General features: G+C 59.1%; 14 protein-coding genes and 2 tRNA genes. 8 read left to right on the forward strand and 8 right to left on the reverse strand.

The features are described 5' to 3' along the window. Window positions 1–67: 67 nt before the first annotated feature. A complete protein-coding gene (locus tag GOW60_RS04965; RefSeq protein WP_152457524.1) occupies window positions 68–1,807 on the reverse strand; it encodes an ABC transporter substrate-binding protein in 1,740 nt (579 codons plus the stop codon). Between the two features lie 244 nt (window positions 1,808–2,051). Here GOW60_RS04965 and GOW60_RS04970 point away from each other — a divergent pair, with 244 nt between their 5' ends. The 7 genes from GOW60_RS04970 to GOW60_RS05000 are packed head-to-tail and all read left to right on the forward strand — an operon-like array spanning window position 2,052 to window position 9,438. Continuing rightward, a complete protein-coding gene (locus GOW60_RS04970; RefSeq protein ID WP_171119510.1) occupies window positions 2,052–3,413 on the forward strand; it encodes a V-type ATP synthase subunit B in 1,362 nt (453 codons plus the stop codon). Beyond that, entirely contained in the window at window positions 3,391–3,996 is a 606-nt protein-coding gene (locus tag GOW60_RS04975; RefSeq protein ID WP_171228458.1) for a V-type ATP synthase subunit D, read from the forward strand. Before GOW60_RS04970 ends, GOW60_RS04975 begins: the two co-directional genes overlap by 23 nt. Further along, window positions 3,993–5,789, forward strand: a complete 1,797-nt coding sequence (locus tag GOW60_RS04980; RefSeq protein ID WP_171228459.1) for a V-type ATP synthase subunit I — start codon at window positions 3,993–3,995, stop codon at window positions 5,787–5,789. Before GOW60_RS04975 ends, GOW60_RS04980 begins: the two co-directional genes overlap by 4 nt. Continuing rightward, window positions 5,786–6,229, forward strand: a complete 444-nt coding sequence (locus tag GOW60_RS04985) for an ATP synthase subunit C (protein ID WP_152457528.1) — start codon at window positions 5,786–5,788, stop codon at window positions 6,227–6,229. Before GOW60_RS04980 ends, GOW60_RS04985 begins: the two co-directional genes overlap by 4 nt. Then, entirely contained in the window at window positions 6,229–6,906 is a 678-nt protein-coding gene (locus tag GOW60_RS04990; protein ID WP_152457529.1) for a hypothetical protein, read from the forward strand. The genes GOW60_RS04985 and GOW60_RS04990 overlap by 1 nt, the downstream gene beginning before the upstream one ends. A 1-nt stretch (window position 6,907) precedes the next feature. Beyond that, window positions 6,908–7,600 carry a hypothetical protein gene (locus tag GOW60_RS04995; RefSeq protein WP_171228460.1) on the forward strand — a complete coding sequence of 231 codons (693 nt, stop codon included), beginning with the start codon at window positions 6,908–6,910 and terminating at the stop codon, window positions 7,598–7,600. Beyond that, window positions 7,597–9,438 carry a V-type ATP synthase subunit A gene (locus GOW60_RS05000; protein ID WP_171228461.1) on the forward strand — a complete coding sequence of 614 codons (1,842 nt, stop codon included), beginning with the start codon at window positions 7,597–7,599 and terminating at the stop codon, window positions 9,436–9,438. Before GOW60_RS04995 ends, GOW60_RS05000 begins: the two co-directional genes overlap by 4 nt. Window positions 9,439–9,448: 10 nt before the next feature. Here GOW60_RS05000 and GOW60_RS05005 read toward each other — a convergent pair. From GOW60_RS05005 to GOW60_RS05030, 6 genes are all read right to left on the reverse strand, one after another. After that, window positions 9,449–9,523 (reverse strand) — tRNA-Glu (locus GOW60_RS05005). 24 nt (window positions 9,524–9,547) lie between these two features. Next, window positions 9,548–9,622: transfer RNA gene (locus GOW60_RS05010), tRNA-Glu, on the reverse strand. Between the two features lie 98 nt (window positions 9,623–9,720). Continuing rightward, on the reverse strand, window positions 9,721–11,463 hold the full coding sequence (recJ, locus tag GOW60_RS05015; RefSeq protein WP_171228462.1) for a single-stranded-DNA-specific exonuclease RecJ: 1,743 nt from the start codon (window positions 11,461–11,463) through the stop codon (window positions 9,721–9,723). 93 nt (window positions 11,464–11,556) lie between these two features. After that, window positions 11,557–12,540, reverse strand: coding sequence for a class II fructose-bisphosphatase (gene glpX, locus GOW60_RS05020; protein WP_171228463.1), 984 nt, complete (start codon window positions 12,538–12,540; stop codon window positions 11,557–11,559). A 69-nt stretch (window positions 12,541–12,609) separates the two neighbouring features. Then, window positions 12,610–13,896, reverse strand: coding sequence for a homoserine dehydrogenase (locus GOW60_RS05025; protein WP_171228464.1), 1,287 nt, complete (start codon window positions 13,894–13,896; stop codon window positions 12,610–12,612). Window positions 13,897–14,023: 127 nt separating this feature from the next. Beyond that, window positions 14,024–14,272 carry a hypothetical protein gene (locus GOW60_RS05030; protein WP_171119520.1) on the reverse strand — a complete coding sequence of 83 codons (249 nt, stop codon included), beginning with the start codon at window positions 14,270–14,272 and terminating at the stop codon, window positions 14,024–14,026. A gap of 102 nt (window positions 14,273–14,374) precedes the next feature. Here GOW60_RS05030 and GOW60_RS05035 point away from each other — a divergent pair, with 102 nt between their 5' ends. Then, window positions 14,375–14,962 (forward strand): TetR/AcrR family transcriptional regulator, encoded by a 588-nt coding sequence (locus GOW60_RS05035; RefSeq protein WP_152457537.1) that lies wholly within the window; start codon window positions 14,375–14,377, stop codon window positions 14,960–14,962. A gap of 21 nt (window positions 14,963–14,983) precedes the next feature. Here GOW60_RS05035 and GOW60_RS05040 read toward each other — a convergent pair whose 3' ends face one another. After that, complete coding sequence (locus tag GOW60_RS05040; protein ID WP_171228465.1) at window positions 14,984–15,895, reverse strand: pirin family protein; 912 nt, start codon at window positions 15,893–15,895, stop codon at window positions 14,984–14,986. Window positions 15,896–16,052: the final 157 nt, after the last annotated feature.

Consider the following 16,052-nt stretch of genomic DNA (forward strand, 5'->3'; position numbering starts at 1 on the left):
TCCTTCAGTGCAATGCACTGGTCTTGAAGAGGGGGTGCCTGACGCGGCACCCCCGGGTTTCAACGGCTTACTTAGACTGCCAGCGCTGAACCAGTTCGTCATAGTTGACGGTCTGGCCCTGCGGCTTTTCGTTCTCAAGCTTGGCCTTGGGCGAACCCGGCTTTTCCAGCCAGAAAGATGGGTCCTGCGGCTCGTTCAGGCGCGGACCACAGCCGCCGTAGACACCGGCGCTTTCATCCGCGGCCTGCATACGGGCCATGGTGATGTCCATCTCTTCGGCCAGACGATCCATCGCCTCTTGCGGGGTGAAGGCGCCCGAGTTCACGTCACCGATCTGCTGCCACCAGATCTGGGCCAGCTTCGGATAGTCCGGCACGTTGATGCCGGTCGGCGACCATGCCACGCGGTCAGGTGAGCGGTAGAACTCGACCAGACCACCCAGCTTGGGCGCGCGTTCGGTGAACGACTCGTGATTGACCGAGCTGTCGCGGATGAAGGTCAGACCCACATGGGACTTCTTCACATCGACAGTTTTGGAGGTCACGAACTGGGCATAAAGCCAGGCTGCCTGGGCACGATCCGAGGGGGTCGATTTGAGGAACGTCCAGGACCCCACGTCTTGGTAGCCAACCTTCTGGCCTTCTTCCCAATAGGGGCCGTGCGGGCTGGGCGCCATCCGCCACAGCGGCGTACCTTCGTCATCCACGGTGTTGTTGCCTTCGGACTTCGGCTTGACCATGTCGGCGGTGAAGGCGGTGTACCAGAAGATCTGCTGGGCCACGTTGCCTTGGCTGAGTGCCGGCAGCGACTGGTAGAAGTCATAAGACGCGGCACCCGGAGGCGCATAGGCCCGCAGCCATTCGTCCCATTTCCGGATCGCATAGACCGCAGCGGGACCGTTTGCAGCACCACCACGCGACACCGAAGCGCCAACAGGGTTACAGGTGCCCGCTTCCATGCGGATGCCCCATTCGTCGACAGGCACACCGTTCGGTTCGCCCTTGTCGCCGGCACCGGCCATCGACAGCCAGGCATCGGTCATGCGCCATCCGAGGTCGGGCGCGCGCTTGCCGTAATCCATGTGGCCGTAGATCGTGGTACCATCGACTTCTTTTACATCATTGGTGAAGAACTCGGCGATATCTTCATACGCGGACCAGTTGACCGGAACGCCCAGATCATAGCCGTACTTTTCTTTGAACGCGGCTTTGTTCGCCTCATCATCGAACCAGTCCTTGCGGAACCAGTAAAGGTTCGCAAACTGCTGATCGGGCAGCTGATACAGCTTGCCGTCCGGTCCGGTGGTGAACTGAATGCCCATGAAGTCATCCAGATCCAGCGTCGGCGAAGTCGTCGCGGCCCAGTCACCGCCCATCATGTCCGTCAGCGGATAGGCCAGCTGCAAACGCGAATGGGTGCCGATCAGGTCACTGTCGTTGACATAGCCGTCATACAGGTTCCGACCCGTTTGCATTTGGGTTTGAACGGCCTGAACCACTTCACCTTCACCCAGAATCTGGTGGTTGACCTTGATACCGGTGATTTCCTCGAACGCCTTGGTCAGCACCTCGGATTCGTAGGAATGTGTCGGGATACCTTCGGACAGGACGTTGATTTCCATACCTGCGTAAGGCTGTGCAGCTTCGATGAACCACTGCATCTCGGCCATCTGTTCGTCTTTCGACAAGGTTGATGGCTGGAATTCGTCGTCGATCCAACGTTGTGCTGCGGCTTCGTCGGCCCAAGCAGGACCGTGCCCCGCAATGACGGCAGCCGCCGCCACTGCGGAAAGTAGATGTCTCCGCATCTGTCTCCTCCCAAAAATTATGGTTCTCCGGCGGAAACCGGATGACGGACAGCATCAGCGATTTCTTGCGTATGTGTCAAACTAAAAATTTAGTAATTGACGTTCAGGCATCCCGAAAGAGGTGGCGCCGAACTCGTTTGCCAATTTGTGAATTCGTTGTAAGCTAGGATTGTCATTGTAAAAATTACCGCTGAGACGTGCGGCGCGAATTACGAAAAACGACTTGGAACAGTGAGGATAGGCAATGTCCCGAAGTCTGTTGAAGTACACGCGTGTTCTGGAAATCGTCGGGGACACAATCAAGGTCCGAGTTCCGATCCAGAACAAAGGGGAGCCGGCTGTCCGGTTCAACGACCTCGCTGTGATCGAGACGGTGGATGGCCGAAAAACACTGGCCCAGACGATCTTCATCGACCGGGATGTCGTCACGTTGCAGGTGTTTTCCGGCACCAAGGGCATATCGACCGAAGCAACGGCAACTTTTCTCGGGCACCCGATGCAGACACCTTATTCGGCCAACATTCTGGGCCGCGTGTTTGATGGCGCCGGTGTGGCCATTGATGGAGGCCCCGACCTGTCTGCGGAACCGCACATCGATATTGGCGGACCGACCGTCAATCCGGCGGAACGCGCGGTTCCAAACAGAATGATCCGCACGGATGTGCCGATGATCGACGTGTTCAACACATTGGTCGAGAGCCAGAAAATTCCGATCTTCTCGGTTTCAGGCGAGCCGTTCAACGCGTTCCTCAGCCGAATCGGTATTCAGGCCGACGCGGATATCGTGATCTTTGGCGGGCTGGGGCTGATTTTTGACGACTACCACACGTTTCGCACCTCGTTCGAAGATGCGGGTGTGTTTTCGCGCACCGTCATGTTCGTCAATCAGGCGATGGATCCTTTGGTGGAACGTCTGCTGGTGCCGGACATGGCATTGGCAGTGGCCGAGAAGTTCGCTGTGGAAGAGGGCAAACGCGTGCTGGTCCTGCTGACGGACATGACCGCCTATGCTGACGCGATGAAAGAGGTCGGCATCAGTCAGGAAAGGGTGCCATCTCAGCGCGGCTATATGGGGGACCTGTATTCGCAGCTTGCGCGCCGATACGAAAAAGCCTGTGACTATGCCAAAGGCGGGTCGGTCACGGTTCTGACCGTCACGACCATGCCCGGAAACGACGTAACCCACCCGGTGCCTGACAACACCGGCTATATCACTGAAGGGCAGTTCTATCTGCATTCTGGCGTGATCGATCCGTTCGGCAGCCTGTCGCGCCTCAAGCAGAACGTGATCGGCAAGACCACCCGCGAAGATCATGGGCAGATCATGAACACGATGATCCGTTTCTATTCTGAAAGCCGCGATGCCGCGCAAAAACAGGCGATGGCCTTCGACCTGTCAGACTATGATCACCAATTGCTGAAATTCGGCGGCCTGTTCCGGTCTCGGTTCATGGACATCAATGTTTCGATCCCGCTGGAAGAGGCGCTTGATCTGGGTTGGAAGACGCTGGCAGAGTGCTTTGCGCCGGAACAGTTGCTGATGAAGCAGGCATTGATCGACAAGTATTTCCCGAAGGATGCCAATGGCGCGGTTGCAGCTGAATAAATCGTCGCTTGCGCGCGAGCAGACACAGCTGAAAAGCTATGAGCGGTTCCTGCCGTCGCTGGACCTGAAGCGACAACAGTTGATGGCTGAACGGGTTCGGGCCCGGGAAGAGGTCGACCGCCTCGAGCAAATGGTGCAGGCGCTGGTGCAGCAGGTTGGTGAAAAGCTGCCGATGCTGGCGCAGCAAGGTGTCGCTCTGGATGGGCTGGTCAAGCTCAAGGACTACAAGGTCAAAGAGGTCAATGTGGTAGGGGTCAAGCTGCCTGACCTTGATCGGATCGAAGTGGAGGTGCGCCCGTATTCCGTTTTGGCCAAGCCCCATTGGGTCGATGCCGCTGCGCTTTTGCTGCACAACGTCATCGAAGCGCGGGTGCGGGTGAAGATTGCCGAAGAACGCGTTCGCATCTTCGACAAGGCGGTGGCCACCATCACCCAGCGGGTCAACTTGTTCGAAAAGGTTCTGATCCCGCGCGCCAAGGCCAACATCAAGAAGATCCGCATCTACCTGAGCGACGAACAGATGCAGGCCGTCGTGCGGTCGAAGATCTCGAAACGCAAACACGCGCAGGAGGCTTTGACATGAGCGTTGCGCGTCTGAAAAAGATGTCTCTGATCGGGCCTGCTGCCCGAAAGGCGGAAACGCTTGAGGCGCTTCAGGCCCTTGGCTGCATGCATGTTTTGCCGCTTGTTCCCACACCGAAAGAGCCGGAAAAGATTAGTGAGCGCGGTGCAAGAGAGGCGTATAAGGCATTGCGTTTCCTTGCAGAAGTGCCTGACCCGCGCCGCCAGGTCCGGCGTGCGCCCGATTTCGACATGGACCGTTTCGTGCGCGAGGTGACCGACCTCATGCAGCGCGTTCGGGATACGATGGACCGGCGTGACTTTCTGGCGCATCGCATCGCCCAGGTGCGACCCTGGGGGGATTTGGATTTTCCGCCGACCGATGCGCTGGCTGGCAACAGACTGTGGTTCTATCAGCTGCCGCTGAAGCACCGGGATGCCCTGTCCAAGGTCAAGCTTCCTTGGGCGATATTGGAGGAAGACCACCGGTACCTGTATGCTGTTCTGATTTCACCTGACGAACCCGATGATGATGTTCTTCCTGTTCCGCGAACCCATGTCGGTTCGCTGCCGGTACACGAGCTTGAGGCCCAGTTGGAAGAGGCCGAGATCGCCCTCGAGGCGTTGGAAGCCGAACGCGTGGCGCTGACGCGCTATCTGACATTGATGCGCCGGAACCTGTCCGTCGCCGAAAGTGCCGCCGAGCTTGCCCATGCAACGCAGAAAGTGCGCGACGAAGAGGCAGTGTTTGCTTTGCAGGGGTGGGTTCCCGTGGATCAGGTGGATGCTGTTCTTGCCATGGCAAACGCCAAGGGTTCAGCCGTCCTGATTGAAGATCCGGGTTCGGGCGACGCGCCTCCGACCTTGCTAAAGCAGCCTGAAAACCGCAGGGCCGCTGTCGATCTGGCGCTGTTCTATCAGGTGCCCGGATATCAGAACTGGGACCCCAGCGTCATCGTCTCGGCGTCCTTTGCGATCTTCTTTGCCATGATCGTGGCGGATGCCGGATACGGCGCCGTCATCCTGCTGGCGGTGCTGCCCTTTTGGAGACGGATGGACCGCACCGCTGGTCAAAGATCCTGGCGTCTGTTCGGCCTGATCATCTCGGCTGTTACGATATTTTACGGGGTCATGGTGGGCAGCTATTTTGGGGTATCACCGGCTGCGGGCTCGATTTGGGCAAGGCTCAAGGTGCTGGATTTGAACGATTTCGGCGCGATGATGATGGTCTCGATCGTCGTTGGCGTTATACACCTTGTCCTGGCCAACGCACTTGCGGCCCGCGCGGCGTGGGGGCAACGCAAGGCGGTTGCCAATCTGGGCTGGATTGCGGCCCTGATCGGCGGGTTTGTCCTTTGGCTCGGCTACATGAACGGCAAGTCTCCGGTGCCGGGCGCAGCTATCCTGACCGCCGGCATCGTGGCGATTGTCCTGTTTTCCAGCGAGCGGGTCATCCAGAGGCCGATGGACTGGATCTGGCGTTTGCTCGAAGGGGTTCAAAGCCTTGCCGGGGCGATGGGCGCGTTTGGGGATGTTCTCAGCTATATGCGTCTTTTCGCGTTGGGCCTTGCTTCAGCCTCGTTGGCGATCACGTTCAATGATCTGGCGGTGTCGGTCATGCAGGCCCTTAGGGGGCCGGGCATTCTGTTTGGGCTGCTGATATTGATCATAGGTCATGTCTTGAACTTCGCGCTCGCGATGATGAGCGGCGTCGTGCACGGCTTGCGTCTCAATTACATCGAATTCTTTAAATGGGGTCTGCCGGATGAAGGCATCATCTTTCGTCCATTTGCCCGCAAGGAGGTTCAGGAATGAATGAGCTTGTTCTTACACTGGGTTGGCTGGGTATTTATGCGCCAATGGCGTTGGGGGCTGCGGCCAGCGCCATAGGGTGTTCGATCGCCGGTATGGCCAGTATCGGGGCCATGACGGAAACCGAGGGCGGCTATGGCCGTTTCGTGGGTGTATCCGCGTTTCCCTCAACGATGGTCATCTACGGGATCGTCATCATGTTTACCCTGAACCGCGACGTGACACCTGAAAACGCGGGCGGTCTGTTTGGAATTGGCATCCTGTCGGGTATCGCGCTGATGTATTGCGGCATCTGGCAGGGTCGGGCCTGTGCGGCTGCGATCAATGCGACCAAGGAAAAGCCCGAGATTTTTGGCCTTGCTCTGGCTCCTGCCGCAATCATCGAAGGGTTTGGGGTATTTGCGTTCGTGTTTGCGTTGGTCATCAGTGCGGGGATCAGCTGATGGCACAGGACAGAACGATTGCGCATGGGGTTGACGCGCTGATCGACAAATTGCGCAACGATGGGGTTGCCGCTGGTCAGGCCGAAGCCGAAAAATTGCGCGCGGAAGCAAAAGCCGAAGCCGCGCGCATCGTGGCAGAGGCAAAGCGCGAAGCCGAGGAGTTGAAAAAGAAAGCCCGCACGGAGACAGACAATTACAGGGCTGCCGGCGAAGAAGCATTGAACACCGCGATGCGGGATGCCGTGCTGACCATGAAGGCGGGTCTGACGGATCGCTTCAAGGCAGATGTCGAACGCCTTGTAACCAAAGAGATGTCCGATCCCGAGCTTCTGAGGCAGATGATCCTCGAGGTGGTAGGCCGGGCCGGGGAAGGTGCAAATTTGAATGGCAGGGTTTCCGTCGTTCTTCCTGCCCGGGTCGCCACGCAGGAAGACATCAAGCAAAACGCCGATGACATTCAATCCGGCAAGCTGACAAAATATGTTCTTGGGCTGACTGCGAAGATGCTGCGCGAGAATGTCGAGTTGCACGCAGCCGATGACGTGCAGGAAGGCATCCGCGTTCGCGCAGAAGATCAGGGTGTTGTTCTGGACCTTACGGATAAGGCAGTGGCATCGCTGTTGATGGAGCATTTGCAGCCCCGGTTCCGTGCCGTTCTGGAAGGGGTCATCCGCTGAGATGTCAAAGCAGGACGCCTATATCGCGTTGATGTGCAGCCTGCCGGGTTCGGAACGGTTGTTCGTTGCCAAGCAGCCACCCCTGTCACGTATCAGGCTGGACCGTCGATTGACGGCTTTGACACCGAAGGACAGCAAAGTTCTGAAGATCCTTGAGCACGCGTTGAGCTGGAGCGCCTACGACATGGATGTCACCGACGCTCAGGCGATCCAGCGCTGCAAACAAGCGATGGTGGACATCCCTCAGCCCACCTTGCGCAAACTCTTCATGGAACGCATGGAACTGCGCTCGGTGGTTGCGGCGCTGCGATTGCGGAAACGTGGAGAACCAGCGCCTTTAGGCCCATTCGGAGTCGGACGATGGAGCCGCCACATCCCCGCCAATTGGGGTGATCCCAGCTTTCGGCTGGAACGGCTCATGCCCTGGATCAAAGAGGCAACCCAATTGCTGGAAAACGAAGATCCGCTGGGTCTGGAACGTCTGCTTTTGTCGATAAGCCACAAGCAGCTAAAGCTGCACGCGGCTCGTCACATGTTCGATTTCGAGGCGGTCGCCATTTACGTTCTGATCTGGAACATTTTCGACCGCTGGGCGCAAAGCAGCGCTGCGGAAGCCGCCACGAGATTTGAGAAACTGGCACAACAGGCCATGGCCGACTTCGCTGGTGTCGATTTTGAGGGAGCAAGCGTATGACAGCCCCAATCTCAGCCAAACATTCATCGACCGCACGCGTCGTCCTGGTTCAGGAAGGGCTTGTGCGGATACAGGTCAATCCGGACGCGACCGGTCACCCCGGTCAACTGGTCAAAAACGAAGTGGTTTACATATTGCCTTCGCGTTCCGGCCCCGGTGGGCGGCAGGAAAGGCTCAAGGGCGAAGTGCTGCGCGTACGTGGGGATATGGCGGACGTTCAGGTCTATGAAAGCACTGATGGGGTGGCGGTCGACGACCCGGTGGAGCAATCAGGTCAGCTCTTGTCGGTCGAGCTGGGTCCGGGGCTGCTGGGGCAGGTGTTTGACGGGTTGCAGTCGTCTTTGCCTAAGGTCGCGGCAGCATTTGGCACCTTCCTGCCGCGCGGCGCAGATGTCGCGCCCTTGGATGAACACGCGAAATGGTCCTTTACGCCGTCCGTGAAGGTGGGCGACACGGTCACTGCCGGGGACAGCATTGGAACGGTGCCCGAAGGCCATTTCAGCCACAAGATCATGCTGCCGTTCAACTGGACCGGCGCGTACAAGGTGGTGTGGGTGCAAAAAGGCGCGGCCACGATCCATGACATCGTGGCCCGCCTGGAAGACGAAGTCGGTGGCGAGCATACGCTGACGCTTTCGCAGAAATGGCCGGTTCGGCGACCATTGCCGGAAAACATACTGAAGCGCGCACTGTCCGAGCGGTTGTATCCCACGGAACCGGTTCTGACGTCGCAACGGCTGATCGACACGTTCTTTCCGATTGCACGCGGCGGCACCGCCTGTATTCCCGGGCCGTTCGGTGCGGGCAAGACCGTGCTGCAAAACCTGATCGCACGGAATGCGAAGGTTGATATCGTGATCGTCGTGGCCTGCGGCGAACGTGCTGGTGAGGTGGTCGAGACCATCGAGGAATTTCCGAAGATGACCGATCCAACCACCGGTGGCAGCCTGATGGATCGGACGATCATCATCTGCAACACGTCTTCCATGCCGGTTGCCGCGCGCGAGGCGTCGATCTTCACCGGGATCACGTTGGGGGAATACTACCGCCAGATGGGCAATGATGTCTTGTTGATCGCCGACAGCACCAGCCGGTGGGCGCAAGCCATGCGCGAAACCTCTGGCAAGCTCGAAGAGATCCCGGGCGAAGAGGGGTTCCCGGCCTATCTGGAAAGTTCGATCAAGGGTTTGTACGAACGCGCCGGGGCGCTGAAAACGAATGACGGCGATCTTGGCAGCCTGACGCTGATCGGAACGGTTTCGCCTGCTGGCGGCAATTTTGACGAGCCGGTAACCCAGTCAACCTTGTCGACGGTCAAGTGTTTCCTCGGGTTGTCATCCGAACGCGCCTACAAGCGGTTCTATCCAGCGGTCGATCCGATGCTCAGCTGGTCTCGGTACACTGACCAATTGTCCGACTGGTATGACAGGAACGCCGAGCCGGGGTGGACAGCCAAAGTGCGCACCCTGTTGGCCCTGATCGAAAAAGGCGAACAGGTCGATCAGATGATGCAGGTCACCGGGGAAGAGGGCGTCACAATTGACGACTTTGTAACCCAACAGAAAGCCTTGTTCGTCGATATGGTCTACTTGCAGCAGGACGCATTTGACACAGTCGATGCGACGGTGCCGCTTGAACGGCAGATAAAGACGTTCAAGCTTGTGTACGATGTGACGCAATCCAAGGCAGTCTTTGTCGACAAGGCCGAGGCAAGGCAGGTGTTCACGCAACTGACCGGATTGATTAAAAACTTTCACTACGCGGCAGAAAACACACCCGAATACAAATCCACCTGGCAAAAGATTGGAAACTTGTGCCGCGAGAAGTTCGGGGTTTGATCAGGAAAAATGGTAGCCCGTAGGGGAATCGAACCCCTCTTTCCAGGTTGAAAACCTGGCGTCCTAACCGATAGACGAACGGGCCACTTTGTCGTGACGCAAGCACAAGTGGTAGCCCGTAGGGGAATCGAACCCCTCTTTCCAGGTTGAAAACCTGGCGTCCTAACCGATAGACGAACGGGCCACGCTGGCTTGTGGGGGGCCTTTTACGGTTTCACCGTGACCCCCGCAAGCCGAAAAACGCAGGGATGAGAAAGTTTTTTGCGCCGCCCGAGCGAGACGTCAATTTGCCTCTGCCGCGTCCTCGAGCCTGAGCTGCACGGATTGCCGCCCGCCCCAGGTGTTCACCTCAAGCCGGCCTGCAAAATGAAAGCGCGCGCCACCATGATTTGACAGTCTCTCGCCCATCGGACCGTCAAAGGCACCAAAGGCAATCGCATCCAGCCCACCACCCATGCCATCGGACAATGACAACTTCAGGTGCGTTTCCCCGACACGTTTGGCAAAACGCACCTGAAGATCCGGAAGCGCGTATCGCGGGGCAGGGGCTCCGGCGCCAAACGGTCCGGCCTGTTCGATCTGTTCGACAAGATCCACTGTCGCGGCACCGGGCATAAGGGCGCCTTCCAGCTTCATATCCGCAGGGCCGCTCTGGCCTGCGCCTTGTTTTGCCAGCAGCTCGCTGAGGCGTTCCATCGCAGGTTCCAGTTTGTCGCGCATGACGGTAAGTCCAGCGGCCATCTTGTGACCGCCACCCTTGACCAGCAACCCTTCCGCCACGAGCCGCTGGATCGATGCCCCCAGATCCACGCCCGAGACCGAACGCCCCGAGCCTTTGCCCTCATCACCTTCAAAGCCGATCACGATGGCCGGACGGTTGGCGGTTTCCTTCAAACGAGACGCCACGATGCCCACCACACCCGGATGCCAGCCCTCACCGGCGGCCCAGACCAGCGGCGCGTCGAGTCCGCGACCCTCTGCCTGCTCCATCGCGGCGGCGCGCACGGCGTTTTCAATGTCCCGGCGTTCTGTGTTCAGCGCGTCCAAACGTTCGGACAGGGCCTGTGCCTCGTGCAGGGAATCCGTGCTCAGCAGGCGGGCACCCAGATCGGCCTGCCCGATGCGACCGCCTGCGTTCACGCGGGGGCCAAGCAGAAAACCCAGGTGATAGCTGTTGGGCGCCGTATCCATGCGCGAGACATCGGACAATGCGACAAGTCCGGGGCGCTGCCTTTGGGCCATCACTTTCAGGCCTTGTCGAACCAGGGCGCGATTGGCGCCGATCAAAGGCGCAACGTCAGCCACGGTTGCCAGGGCCACCAGGTCCAGCATCGATATCAGGTCAGGCCCCTTTGCGCCTGCCGCGCGCAACTGGCGCCCTGCTTCGACCAGCATCAAAAACACGACACCCGCCGCGCAGAAATAGCCCAGATCACCGCTTTCATCCTGCCGGTTGGGATTCACGACTGCAACGCAATCCGGAAGGGTTTCGCCGCCGAGATGGTGATCCAGAACAATCACGTCCGCCCCCGTGGCCGCGGCAATCGGCTCATGGCTGAGCGTGCCGCAATCGACGCAAATGATCAGGTCGTGGCTGGTTGCCAGTTCCCGCATTGCCGGAACATTCGGACCATATCCCTCATCAATCCGATCCGGCACATAAAGCGTCGCCTGAAACCCCATCTGCCGAAGCCAAACCAGCAGCAGAGCGGCAGAACATCCGCCGTCAACATCGTAATCCGCGAACACCGCGATTTTCTGGCGATGGCGTACGGCGTCCAGAAAACGCGCCGCCGCCGTTTCCATGTCCTTCATGTCGCGGGGATCTGGCAGCAGCTCCTTGAGCTTGGGGTCCAGAAAGCCGCGCGCCTCCATGACCGGCACGCCACGACGGGCCAGAACCTGACATACCGCACGCGGCAGGTCGGTCTGTTGAGTCATCATCTCGGCAGCCCGCTCCAGCTCGGCTTCCGGGCCAACCCAGCGCCGCCCGGTCAATGATTGTTCTACGCCAAGAAAACCCATTGCCTGCCCCTTGTGAACCAAGGCCGGATCCTTTCGGACCCGGCCTCTTCATCTTTTTCCAAATACTCCCGCCGGAGGCAACGGCGCAAGCCGTCAGGCGTTATCGTGCGGCCAGGTGGGGGTGCGATACGACATGCGGCGCACGGACCCGGTCTTTGAGCGCATCAGCAGCGTCGTGGTTTCCACCCAACCCGGCTCGCGCTTTATGCGCGGCAACAGAGAACCGCCGGTTACACCGGTCGCGGCAAAGATCACATCTGCGGTCACCATCTCATCGCGCGAATAGACCCGGTCCAGATCGGTGATTCCTGCCTTGGCAGCACGGCCCCGCTCGTCATCGTTGCGGAACAACAGGCGACCAAAGATCTGACCGCCCATGCATTTCAGCGCGGCAGCGGCAAGTACGCCTTCGGGGGCGCCACCCTGGCCCATATACATGTCGATGCCGGTCACTTCGCTTTCTGCGCAATGCATGACACCTGCCACGTCACCATCGGTGATCAGGCGGATCGATGCTCCGGTTTCGCGCACTTCGGCGATCATCGCCTCGTGACGGGGGCGTTCCAGAATGCAGACGGTGATGTCCGCAGGCTTGCAGTTCTTGGCCTTTGCCAAGGCTTCCACCCGTTCACGTGGAGACATGTCCAGATTGACGACACCCTCGGGCAGGCCCGGACCAACAGCCAGCTTGTCCATGTAGACGTCCGGCGCATGCAGCATTGAGCCGCGCGGACCCATGGCAATCACGGTCAGCGCGTTGGGCATATCCTTTGCGGTCAGCGTTGTGCCTTCCAGCGGATCCAGCGCGATGTCCACGCCGGGGCCGTTTCCGGTGCCGACCTCTTCGCCAATATAAAGCATCGGAGCTTCGTCGCGTTCACCTTCACCGATCACCACGACGCCAGCAATGTCCAGCATGTTCAGCTGTTCGCGCATCGCATTCACAGCGGCCTGGTCGGCGGCTTTCTCGTCACCGCGCCCCACCAGCGAAGCCGAGGCCAGCGCAGCCTGTTCCGCCACCCTTGCCAGCCCCAGAGACAGCAGGCGGTCGTTGAAATCGGTTTTGGCAGCACTCATTGTCATGTATCCTCTGGTCATTTAAGCCGTTTCTATCGGCATAGCTTGCGTTTCATACAGGCCGCAAGTTCAAACCTCTTCAATCCGCAACGCGACGGGGGCACCGGCAACCACATCCGTTTCCCGGAACCCGTCCAGCGCGACGTCCAGCGCGGCGCGGGTGGTTTTGTGGGTAACGATCAGCACAGGCGCCGTGCTTTCTGCATGGGCATACTGGCGCATCCTGTCTATGGAAACACCGGCATCGCCCAGAATGGCTGCAACCTTGGCCAGTGCGCCCGGTTTATCCAGCAGACCCAGACGAAGATAATAAGGCGCCGGCAGGCCCGTGACGGCGGGGGCCGCAGCCTCAAGCGAATTGGCCGGTCGGCCAAAGGTCGGGATTTGCAGCCCACGTGCCAGATCGCACACGTCGCCCATCACGGCGCTGGCCGTCGGGCCTTCACCCGCACCGGGGCCACGCAGAACAACCTGTTCAACCGCGTCGCCTTCGATCACCACCATGTTGGTGCCGCCTTCCAATTGCCCCAAGGGCGAGTCGCTGGGCACAAGGCAAGGCTGCATCCGCTGTTCCAGCCCGCGCGCGGTGCGCTGCGCGACGCCCAGCAATTTGATGCGAAAGCCCATATCCTCGGCTTGGTCGATATCGTCGAGGCTGATTTGCTGAATGCCTTCGATCTCAATCCCGTTGAAATTCGGCTTGGTGCCAAAAGCGATCGAGGCCAGCAAAGCCAGTTTGTGCGCGGCGTCGATGCCACCGACATCCAGATTGGGGTCGGCCTCAAGATACCCAAGTTCGGCGCATTCGTCGAAAAGGGCGTTATAGCCCTGACGCTGCGATTGCATCCGGGTCAGAATGTAGTTGCAGGTGCCGTTCATTACGCCCATCACGCGCGTGATCTCGTTTCCGGCCAGCCCTTCGGTCAGGGATTTGATTACGGGGATACCGCCCGCGACTGCGGCCTCAAACCGGATGACGCGGCCAGCAGCTTCGGCCTGTTCGGCCAGTTCCTGCCCGTGAATGGCCAGCAAAGCCTTGTTGGCGGTCACGACGTCTTTGCCGCTGGCCAGCGCGGCTTCGACCGAGGCCTTGGCCGGACCGTTTTCGCCGCCCATCAGTTCGACATAGACATCGATATCGTCACGTTTCGCCAGTGCAACCGGGTCGGTTTCCCAGGCATAATCCGACAGGTTCACGCCGCGGTCCTTGTTCGGATTCCGCGCCGATACGGCCACGATTTCAATCGACCGGCCCGTGCGCGCCTTCAGCAAATCTGCGTGGCGGCGAACAATCTTGACGACACCCACGCCGACAGTTCCCAAGCCCGCAATTCCCAGCCGCAGTGCCTGTGTCATGTCGTGGGTTCCTTTCCGCTCGAAACTTGTCTGAATTCGGACGCCTGCCCGATCAGCGCTGCCTTATCGGGTTCAGGCCAAGGGTGCAATCCGTCACCGGGGGATTGTCGAGGTCAAATGTCACGCTTCAGTTGGTTTGCGCGTTTTGCAGCGCCTGGGCCTTTTTCGCCAGCGCCTCGCTGCGCTGCGTCAGGTCTTCCTCCACCTCTGCGGCCTGGCTTACGGGATCAATCGAGGGCCCCAAGGTTTCCTGCACCGGAACAAGGCGCGGGTAGGGGGCCGATTTGACCGAGGCCGGTTCACTGCCTTCAAGTTCGGGAAAGTCTGAACACCCGGCAAACACAAGAATAAGAGGCAGAACAGGCAGCAGTTTCATGTGGCACGCATTTCGGTTTCGTTCGTCCTTTCGTGATGCACCTTTTGCCGCCGCCGATCAAGCGGGGTTCTATATGAACATTTGTTCAGATACTGTGGGCGCATGGCACGTACTCAAGGCTCCCACTCTGATATCACAGGCCCGCGCATCCGAAAGGCGGCCCTGAACCTGTTTGCCCGCCACGGCTATGCCGCGGTTTCGATGCGGCAGATCGCGAAAGAGGTCGGCGTTCAGGCGGGGGCGCTATACAATTACACGCCGGACAAGCAGAGTTTGCTGTATCGGTTGATGCGAGAGCATATGCAGGATCTGCTTTCGGCGCTCAACGCGCTGGAGCGCTGCGATGACTGCCAGCAAGCGTTGCGCAGATTTGTCGGTTTTCACATTCGTTTCCACCTGCAACGCCCAGACGAGGTGTTCATCGCCTATATGGAACTGCGCAACCTCTCGCCCGAAAACTTCGCTGAAATCGAAGACCTTCGGCGCCAATACGAAAACGCGTTGGAGGACATCCTTCACTCTGGCCAGCAGGCTGGTCAGTTTGCGATACCGGACACCAAGATCGCCACGCTGGCGGTGATTGCCATGTTGAACGGTGTGATGACCTGGTACAGGTCCGGAGGGCGGCTGTCACTGGACGAGGTCGAACAGATTTATTGGAACATGGTGCATAAGGCGGTGACGGCCTGACAGGGCCAGACCGTCACTGTGTCAGTGCGCAGGGCGAATGAAAGTCCCGTTGCGCAGTTCGCGAAACGCTTGTTCCAATTCGGCCCGCGTGTTCATCACAATAGGCCCGTGCCATGCGACGGGCTCATTGATCGGAGCCCCCGAGATCAACAGAAACCGCACGCCGTCGGGGCCAGCCTGAACGGTGATTTCGTCCCCCGTCCCGAAACGGACAAGCGTGCGGTCGCCCGACATATCCCGGATATTCACCTCTTGCCCGGCAACCTCTTTTTCCAACAGCACACCGGACGGGCGTGACGCATCTGCAAAGGCTGCCTGACCTTGAAAGACATAGGCAAAGGCTTTTCGGTAAGTGTCGATGCGGAAGGTCTTCTTCACACCTGCGGGGACCGAGATATCAAGATACTGCGGGTCTGCCGCGATGCCGTCCACGGGGCCGGTTTTGCCCCAGAACTCTCCGACAATCACCCGAACGGTGGTGCCGTCGTCATCAGTGACTTCGGGGATATCCTTGATTTGAACATCCTGATAGCGCGGGGCAGTCATCTTCTGATCCGAAGGCAGGTTGCCCCACAGCTGAAACCCGTGCATCTGCCCCGAGGTGTTTCCCTGCGGCATTTCCTGATGCAGGATGCCGGACCCCGCCGTCATCCACTGCACGTCGCCCGCGCCCAACGTGCCGGTGTTGCCCAGCGAATCCGAATGCTCGACCGATCCAGCCAGAACATAGGTGATCGTCTCGATACCGCGATGCGGATGCCAGGGAAAACCGGCCTGATAGTCCTGCGGGCGTTCGTTCCTGAAGTCGTCGAACAGCAGGAAAGGATCAAGTTCGGACGGGTCCTGAAACCCAAACGCCCGGTGAAGTTTCACGCCAGCCCCTTCCATCGTTGGGGTGGCCCTGCGTGTTTCCAGTGTGGGTCTAAGGGACATATTCGCCTCCGGTTTGTTTGACCAGCATGTAACCCCTGCGTGATTGCGGTCAATCAGCGCCAATTAACCGGAGCTGTGCAAATTTGCTGATCAACCAAAGCCCTGTTGTTTCCCCTGGAAAGTCGCTAAGTCGAAGCGGAACGGACAGGAGACATCC

Origin of the sequence: Ruegeria sp. HKCCA4008 (genome assembly GCF_013033125.1) — a bacterium.
Lineage (GTDB): Bacteria > Pseudomonadota > Alphaproteobacteria > Rhodobacterales > Rhodobacteraceae > Ruegeria.